Here is a 6610-nt window from a genome sequence, read left to right on the forward strand (position 1 = left end):
TCCCGGCCGCGCCGGACCGCCCGCCGTACACCGGCGTCCGGCACCGCACCGGCCCGGACCGCCCGCCGCCTCCTGCGCCGCCCCAGCAACCACCACGCCCCCAGCACGGCCAGCCCCAGCGGAGTACGCGACAGCCACCGCGCGGCCACCGTCTTCACCAGTCTCCTCATCACCGCCCCCTGCCCGGACCGGCCGCCTGTATGCCCACCCGCCGAAACACCCCCGACCGGCTACCGCCGCGACGGCGACCGGGATTGAATGGGCCCGTGCAAAGCTGATCGGCACCGAGAAAGCGAGACCACGCCCCCATGACCGACACGCTCTCCATCGTCCTGCTCACCGCCCTGTTCGCCGCCCTGGTCATCGGCCTGATCCTGCTGGCCGTACGGCTGGCCCAGCGGCCCCGCAACGCCCTGCTCGGCAGCACCCTCAGCCCCGAACTGGTCGAACAGGTCCGCGAACTCAAAACCACCGGCCAGTTCGACCAGGCGGTCTTCATGGTGCGCGGCGAGACCGGGATGAGCCACCGCGCGGCCAGCCGCTTCGTCAAGAAGATCCACTGACCGCGCCCACGCCGCGAACCCCGCAGCGCCCACCGGCGACCGGCCACCCCCGGCACCATAGGATGGACACGGTCCCTGCTCCGCCGGGCCACCCCGGCACCCCCGCCGACACCACAGCGCAGATCACGAGGCCGCTTCCGATGACAGCAGGCGCCGTAGTCCGCCAGGTCCGCGACGTGGAACCAGGCGACCACCTGTGCCTGCCCTTCTCCGACGACGCCGAACAACGCGAAGTGGCCGCCGCCTTCATCACCGGCGGCCTGGCCCGAGGCGAGCGCGTCCTCTACTTCACCGACCGCCGCAGTCCCCAGACCGTGCACTCCTGGCTGCCCGCCGACGACCTCGCCGCAGCCCTGTGCAGCGGGCAGCTGAGCGTGCGCACCGCCGAAGACAGCTACCTCGCCGCCGGCCGCTTCGACGCCGACGCCATGGTCACCGCCCTCAAAGAGGAGACCGAACGCAGCCTGCGCGACGGCTACACCGGCCTGCGCGTGAGCGGCGAGATGAGCTGGGCCCTGCGCGACGTGCCCGGAGCCGGAGAACTCGAAGAATACGAACGCGAAGTCGCCGCCGTCTTCGCCACCGGCCTGGCCACAGCCGTCTGTCACTACGACACCCGCCTGTTCGGCCCCGCCCGCACCCGCGCCCTCACCCGCTGCCACCCCGCCCTCGTGGGAATGAACGCCCTCTACCACGACGGCCTCGTCCGCATCCTCCCCGCCTACCAGGCGGGCCACCGGACCCTGCGCGTGACGGGCACCATCGACCAGGGCAACGCCCACGGGCTCGCGGCCGCACTGCAGACCGCCGCCGGCTGGGACGGCGACATCCACGTGGACCTCAGCGAACTGGAGTTCATCGACGTCGCCGGCCTGCGCACCCTGACCCGCGCCGCCGGCCGCCTCGACCCCGCCCGCAGGCTCCGCCTCCTGCACCTGGCCCCCATGCTCCGCGACATCATGCACCTGGTCGGCTGGGACCGCGAACCACGACTGGTCCTGACCCCGCGGGCGGCCCGCCCATGACCGCCGGCCGGCCCGCCCGCCTCGACCACCACGCGCTCATCTACGACTCCGACCAGGCCTTCCTGGACACCACCACCGGCTTCTGCCTCGACGGCCTGGAAAACGACGACGCCGTCCTGGCCGTCACCACCCCGGCCAACATCGCGCTGCTGCGCGACAGCCTCGGCGCCGCCGCCCGCCACATCGAATTCACCGAAGCCGCCACCTGGTACGACACCCCCGGACGCGCCCTGGCCGCCTACCACCGCTACGTCGACCGCCACTGCGCCTCCCACCGGCGGATCCGCATCATCGGCGAACCGGTCTGGCACGGCCGCGACCCCGCGCAGACCCTCGAATGGACCCGCTACGAGTCGGTCATCAACCTGGCCTTCGCCGGCTCACCGGCCTGGATCGTCTGCCCCTACGACACCAGGACCCTGCCCGCCGCGATCACCGAGGACGCCCGGCGCACCCACCCCCACCTGGCCGCCGGCCCCCACACGCGCCCCAGCCCCCTCTACACCGACCCCGAGACCTTCGAAGACACCCGCAACCACCGGCTCACCGACCACGGACACGGCGCCAGCATGCACTTCGACAGCGACCTGAGCAAGGTCCGCACCTTCGTGACCGCCCAGGCGGCGACCCTCGGCATGTCGCACGACGACACCGAGATCCTCGTCTTCGCCGTCAACGAGGTCGCCACCAACGCCGTCCAGCACGGCGGCGGGACAGGCGAGATACGACTCCACCGCCACGAGAACGAGATTATCTGCGACATCGGCGACCCCGGCGACCCCGGCGGCCACCCGGCCCGCAACTTCGCCGGCTACCTGCCCTCCACCGACCCCCGCCACGGCCGAGGCCTGTGGGTCGTACGCCAGCTGTGCGACCTCGTGGAGATCCACACCCGCCGGTCCGGCACCATGGTCCGCCTCCGCCTCACCCTCACCCCGGCCCCCCAGAACTGAAACCCCGCCCCACTTCCCGAACCAGGACCCACCGCCCCGCGACCGACCGCCCGGCATACCAGAACGCGAGCGGGGAAGGCTCCCCAGACGGACAGTAGACCGCACCCGTTCCGGCCCGCCCCGCAGGCCGGGGGAGACCCGCCGCATGACCCGACCGCCACCCGCCGCACCCGGCCCGCCCGCACCCGCCGTCCACCGATCCGCCCGGCACCACCCGTCGGCCTCCCGGAAGTAAGGACAACGGCCATGCCGGACACCGGCCGGGAAAAAGCACTGGTGGAACTCCTCGACAGCACCGCCGACGCGGTGCGGACGGCCGACGAACTCGAACCCGCGGCCCGGGCGACACTCGAGGCCGTCTGCAAACTGGCCGGCTGGCCCCTGGGCCACCTGTGCGTCCCCGCCGAATCCGGAGACGGATTCGTCTCCTCCGGCATCTGGGCCGGCGCCGTCGAAGACTTCACCGTCCTGCGCGAGGTGACCGCCCGCACCACCTTCACCGGCGGCGCCGGCATCATCGGCACCGTCGCCGCCACCGGCGAACCCGTCTGGTCGCACGACGTCAACCGCGACCCCAACTTCGTGCGGGGCCACCGGCGGACCGACCTCGGCGTGGGAGCCGCGTTCGCCTTCCCCGTCATCGCCGCCGACGGCGTCGTGGCCGTACTGGAGTTCTTCTCCACCCACACCCTCCCGCCCGACAGGCCGCTGATGCGGGTCATGGCCAACCTCGGGCACCAGCTCGGCCGCATCGTCGACCGGCGGCGGGCCAAGGAGGCGCTGGAAGCCAGCCGGGCCCGCACCGAGCAGATGATCGAAACCTCGGTCGAGGCGTTCATCGCCATGGACTCCGCGGGCCGCATCATCGGCTGGAACGCCGCAGCCGAACACATGTTCGGCATATCGAGCGGCGAAGCCCTCGGACGCATACTCGCCGACACGATCATCCCGCCCCGCTACCGCAACGCCCACCGCGACGGACTGACCCGCTTCCTGGCCACCGGACGCCCCAAAGTCCTCAACCGGCGCTTCGAGATCACCGCCCAGCGCCCCGACGGCACCGAATTCCCCATCGAACTCGCCATCTGGCCCATCCGCGACAAAGACCAGTGGCTCTTCAACGCCTTCCTGCACGACATCACCGACCGCCGCCGCGCCGAAGAGGCCCTGCGCACCGCCTACAAGCAGGAACAGGCCACCGTCACCCGCCTGAAGGAACTCGACCAGGCGAAGAACGACTTCATCGCCACCGTCTCCCACGAACTGCGCACCCCGCTGACCGCCATCAGCGGCTACCTGGAGATCCTCCTCGAAGGAGACGCCGGACCGGTGCCCGCCCCCCAGCGGCGCATGCTCGACGCGATGGCCGGCGGCGCCGCCCGCCTGCACCACCTGGTCGAAGAACTCCTCACCGCCAACACCATCGACACCGGCAGACTCCTCATCACCCCCCAACCGGTGCACGTCCGCGCCGTCATCGACCAAGCCCTGCAATCCACCACCGAGCTCGCCCGCCGCCACGGCCACACCGTCGACGTCCACCTCGACGACGCCGGGCTCCTCCACGCCGACTGCGGCCACCTGGCAGGCGCACTCCGCGCCCTGCTGTCCAACGCGATCAAGTCGTCACCCCCCCGGCGCGACCGTCACCGTTCACGCCTCCGGCACCGGTGACACCACATCCATCTCCGTCACCGACACCGGCGTCGGCATCCCCGCCGACGAACTGCCCCTGGTCTTCGACCGCTTCTACCGCACCCACCTGGCCGTCGAACAAGCGGTACAGGGCATCGGCCTGGGCCTGACCATCGCCCGGTCCATCGCCGAAGCGCACGGCGGCACCATCACCGCCACCAGCACCCCCGGTGAGGGCTCCACCTTCACCCTCACCCTGCCGACCATGCCCGAAGGGCTCCCACCCCGAACCGGAAGGTCGGGCGGCAGATGAGGCGCTAAGGCCGGTCACGCGCCGAGATCACGCGGTGCGGCGCCCGGCCTGGACGAAGCGCGCTTCCCCCAGGCTCTCCCGGCCGCCGAGCATCCGGACCAGCCTTCCCAACTGCCGCGACGCGCACAGGGCGTACGCCTCGGCCCACCGCACGGGGCTGCCGGGCCGGATGGGCTGCCCGCGCAGCGCTCCCAGGCCGTCCAGATCGGGGACGGTGCCGACGCCCAGCCAGATCTCGTCGAGTTCCTCGGCCAGCCGGGTGGCGATGTGCACCGGAAGGGCCACCAGCTCGTCGACGGCGGTGACGAGCTCCGGAGGGGGTTGCCTGGATTCGGGCCACTGGCGGCGCAGGACGCGCTCCAGCACGCCGCAGTGGCGGCGGCCGTCGCGAGGGATCGGATGGGTGTTGGCGGGGTGCGGGGCGCACCAGGAGGGGGAGACGACCATGGCGATCCCCATTGTCCCGTGCCTTCCCGCCCTGCCGGACCGCGCACGGGACCCGCCTGGACGTTCCCTCGCTTCACCGGCCGGGAGCGGTACGGCGACGCCACTCCGGTCGGCGACATGGCGCGATGGAGCCGGCCGCGCCGCCCGCTTCCGCGCGCGCTCCCCATCGCCCCGGCAGGCACTGTCGGTGGCGTGGTGCAGCATCGGAGCGCCGAGCCGCCGACAGGACGAGGAGACCGCGATGGCGCCGACGAACCAGCAGATCATTGATCATGACTTCCTCAAGGGCATGTACGACGACGGTTACTTCCCCGACCACGTCGTCGATGAGGGCAGGGCGATCCTGCTGAGGCTGTGCGGGCGGATCGAGGCCGAGCGGCCACAGGACCTGGCGGCGCTGTACGCGCTCACGCAGGACGCGACGGAGGAGTTCAACGCGCTGGAGGCGGAGTTCGAGGCCGCCGGCAGCGGGATCGAGACCGTCGCCCGCGAGGTGATCGCCGAGGACTTCTGGTTCGTGGCGTCGGCCTACGGGTTCGCGGAGGCCGACGTGGAGGAGTTGGTCGCCGCCCGGGAGTGGTGACGCGACGGTCGGCGTGCGGGCCGCAGGCCGGCTGCTCCGTGATCCACGAGCTCAGCAGAACGTTGATTCCGTCCGATCGCCGGAACCGTATCGCCCCAGGTCGTGGCCCTGAGCACTACAACCAACCACATCCCCTGGATCTCGGGAGCCGGTGGCGGGGGAGCGGGCCGCGGGGGCGAGTGGGGAGACCGCGGTGCGGGATCGCGTCGGCGGCGCAGGGAACACCACAATCCCATAATGCACCTTTTGTCTGATATATCCACAAGAAGCATTATGGCTACGGTACATATCGGATACATGACTCCTCGTGTCGGTTATCTGTGGCGCGGATACGGACATCAAGGCCGTAGTCACGACATCGACAGACGGGAGTGAGGGATGTTCCCGAGGAGGGCCATCGCCATCCTTGCCGCGGCGGTCGTCGCCGGTGGCGGCCTGGCCGCCCTCGGCGCCTTCACCGTGGTGCCCGTCCACGCCCAAGGCGAACGCACCTGCCTGTACAAGGTGCGCGACGTTCCCCGAGGTTACGTCAAGGTGCGCCGGAAGCCGGGTAAGCGGCCCCATTCCTGGAACGGGAAGTACAAGACCGTCGACGTGCTGGTCTCCGGTGGGGCCACCACCGGCGAATGCCGTCGGTCCCGGGAGCGCTGGCGTGAGGTCGAGGGCGACGGCGGCGTCACGGGCCATGTCCGCAAGCGCTTCGTGGAGAAGGGCCCCCGGATCGCCGCGGAGTCCTCGCCGGCGCCTTCACCCGCCCGCACGGTCCCGCCCGTCCCCGTGCCGGCGCCGACCCCTACGCCGACCCCCGCGCCCACGATCGCGATCACGCTCTTTCCGATTCTTCCCTGAGGGCCGGCGCCGCCGGGCGCGCCGCACCGCGGCAGCGGGAGCCATGCGGGCCGGTTCCCCCTCTTCCCGCAGGCGAAGAACGCCATACCAGACAGAAGCTGAATTCTGTTTGGTATAAAGTGCCCGTCCTCCGAGGCCCCGCACAGGGGCCGGCGGCCGATGCCGTGCGCACACGCCGCTCCGGATTCCAGCCCCGCAGCGACGGCGGCAGGCTCTCCCGCGGCGCCCGGGCGGCGCCTGCG

9 protein-coding genes are annotated in these 6610 nt (G+C 71.5%); 7 read left to right on the top strand and 2 right to left on the bottom strand.

Features of this window, described 5'->3' with window-relative positions:
- Positions 1-170 (bottom strand): DUF6203 family protein (locus ACWJ6R_RS27340; RefSeq protein ID WP_449064989.1); only part of this gene is annotated, 170 nt, incomplete at its 3' end.
- A 138-nt stretch (positions 171-308) separates the two neighbouring features.
- Between ACWJ6R_RS27340 and ACWJ6R_RS27345 the strand changes: the two genes are divergently transcribed.
- From ACWJ6R_RS27345 to ACWJ6R_RS27365, 5 genes are all read left to right on the top strand, one after another.
- A complete protein-coding gene (locus tag ACWJ6R_RS27345) occupies positions 309-563 on the top strand; it encodes a hypothetical protein (protein WP_449064982.1) in 255 nt (84 codons plus the stop codon).
- A gap of 176 nt (positions 564-739) precedes the next feature.
- A complete protein-coding gene (locus ACWJ6R_RS27350) occupies positions 740-1588 on the top strand; it encodes an MEDS domain-containing protein (protein ID WP_449064983.1) in 849 nt (282 codons plus the stop codon).
- Positions 1585-2541: an anti-sigma factor RsbA family regulatory protein gene (locus tag ACWJ6R_RS27355; protein WP_449064984.1), complete on the top strand. Its 957-nt coding sequence runs from the start codon at positions 1585-1587 to the stop codon at positions 2539-2541. The genes ACWJ6R_RS27350 and ACWJ6R_RS27355 overlap by 4 nt, the downstream gene beginning before the upstream one ends.
- Before the next feature lie 246 nt (positions 2542-2787).
- A complete protein-coding gene (locus ACWJ6R_RS27360) occupies positions 2788-4215 on the top strand; it encodes a PAS domain S-box protein (protein ID WP_449064985.1) in 1428 nt (475 codons plus the stop codon).
- A gap of 10 nt (positions 4216-4225) precedes the next feature.
- Positions 4226-4489: a sensor histidine kinase gene (locus ACWJ6R_RS27365; RefSeq protein ID WP_449064990.1), complete on the top strand. Its 264-nt coding sequence runs from the start codon at positions 4226-4228 to the stop codon at positions 4487-4489.
- Between the two features lie 27 nt (positions 4490-4516).
- Here ACWJ6R_RS27365 and ACWJ6R_RS27370 read toward each other — a convergent pair whose 3' ends face one another.
- On the bottom strand, positions 4517-4948 hold the full coding sequence (locus ACWJ6R_RS27370) for a hypothetical protein (RefSeq protein ID WP_449064986.1): 432 nt from the start codon (positions 4946-4948) through the stop codon (positions 4517-4519).
- A gap of 229 nt (positions 4949-5177) precedes the next feature.
- Here ACWJ6R_RS27370 and ACWJ6R_RS27375 point away from each other — a divergent pair, with 229 nt between their 5' ends.
- A complete protein-coding gene (locus ACWJ6R_RS27375; RefSeq protein ID WP_449064987.1) occupies positions 5178-5519 on the top strand; it encodes a DUF5713 family protein in 342 nt (113 codons plus the stop codon).
- 378 nt (positions 5520-5897) lie between these two features.
- Positions 5898-6368 (top strand): hypothetical protein, encoded by a 471-nt coding sequence (locus tag ACWJ6R_RS27380; RefSeq protein WP_449064988.1) that lies wholly within the window; start codon positions 5898-5900, stop codon positions 6366-6368.
- Positions 6369-6610: the final 242 nt, after the last annotated feature.

The sequence above is a fragment of the Planomonospora algeriensis genome (genome assembly GCF_977012225.1).

Coding starts and splice junctions, on each gene's coding strand:
- ACWJ6R_RS27345 (WP_449064982.1), top strand. CDS start 309: ATGACCGACACGCTCTCCATCGTCCTGCTCACCGCCCTGTTCGCCGCC.
- ACWJ6R_RS27355 (WP_449064984.1), top strand. CDS start 1,585: ATGACCGCCGGCCGGCCCGCCCGCCTCGACCACCACGCGCTCATCTAC.
- ACWJ6R_RS27360 (WP_449064985.1), top strand. CDS start 2,788: ATGCCGGACACCGGCCGGGAAAAAGCACTGGTGGAACTCCTCGACAGC.
- ACWJ6R_RS27370 (WP_449064986.1), bottom strand. CDS start 4,948: ATGGGGATCGCCATGGTCGTCTCCCCCTCCTGGTGCGCCCCGCACCCC.
- ACWJ6R_RS27375 (WP_449064987.1), top strand. CDS start 5,178: ATGGCGCCGACGAACCAGCAGATCATTGATCATGACTTCCTCAAGGGC.
- ACWJ6R_RS27380 (WP_449064988.1), top strand. CDS start 5,898: ATGTTCCCGAGGAGGGCCATCGCCATCCTTGCCGCGGCGGTCGTCGCC.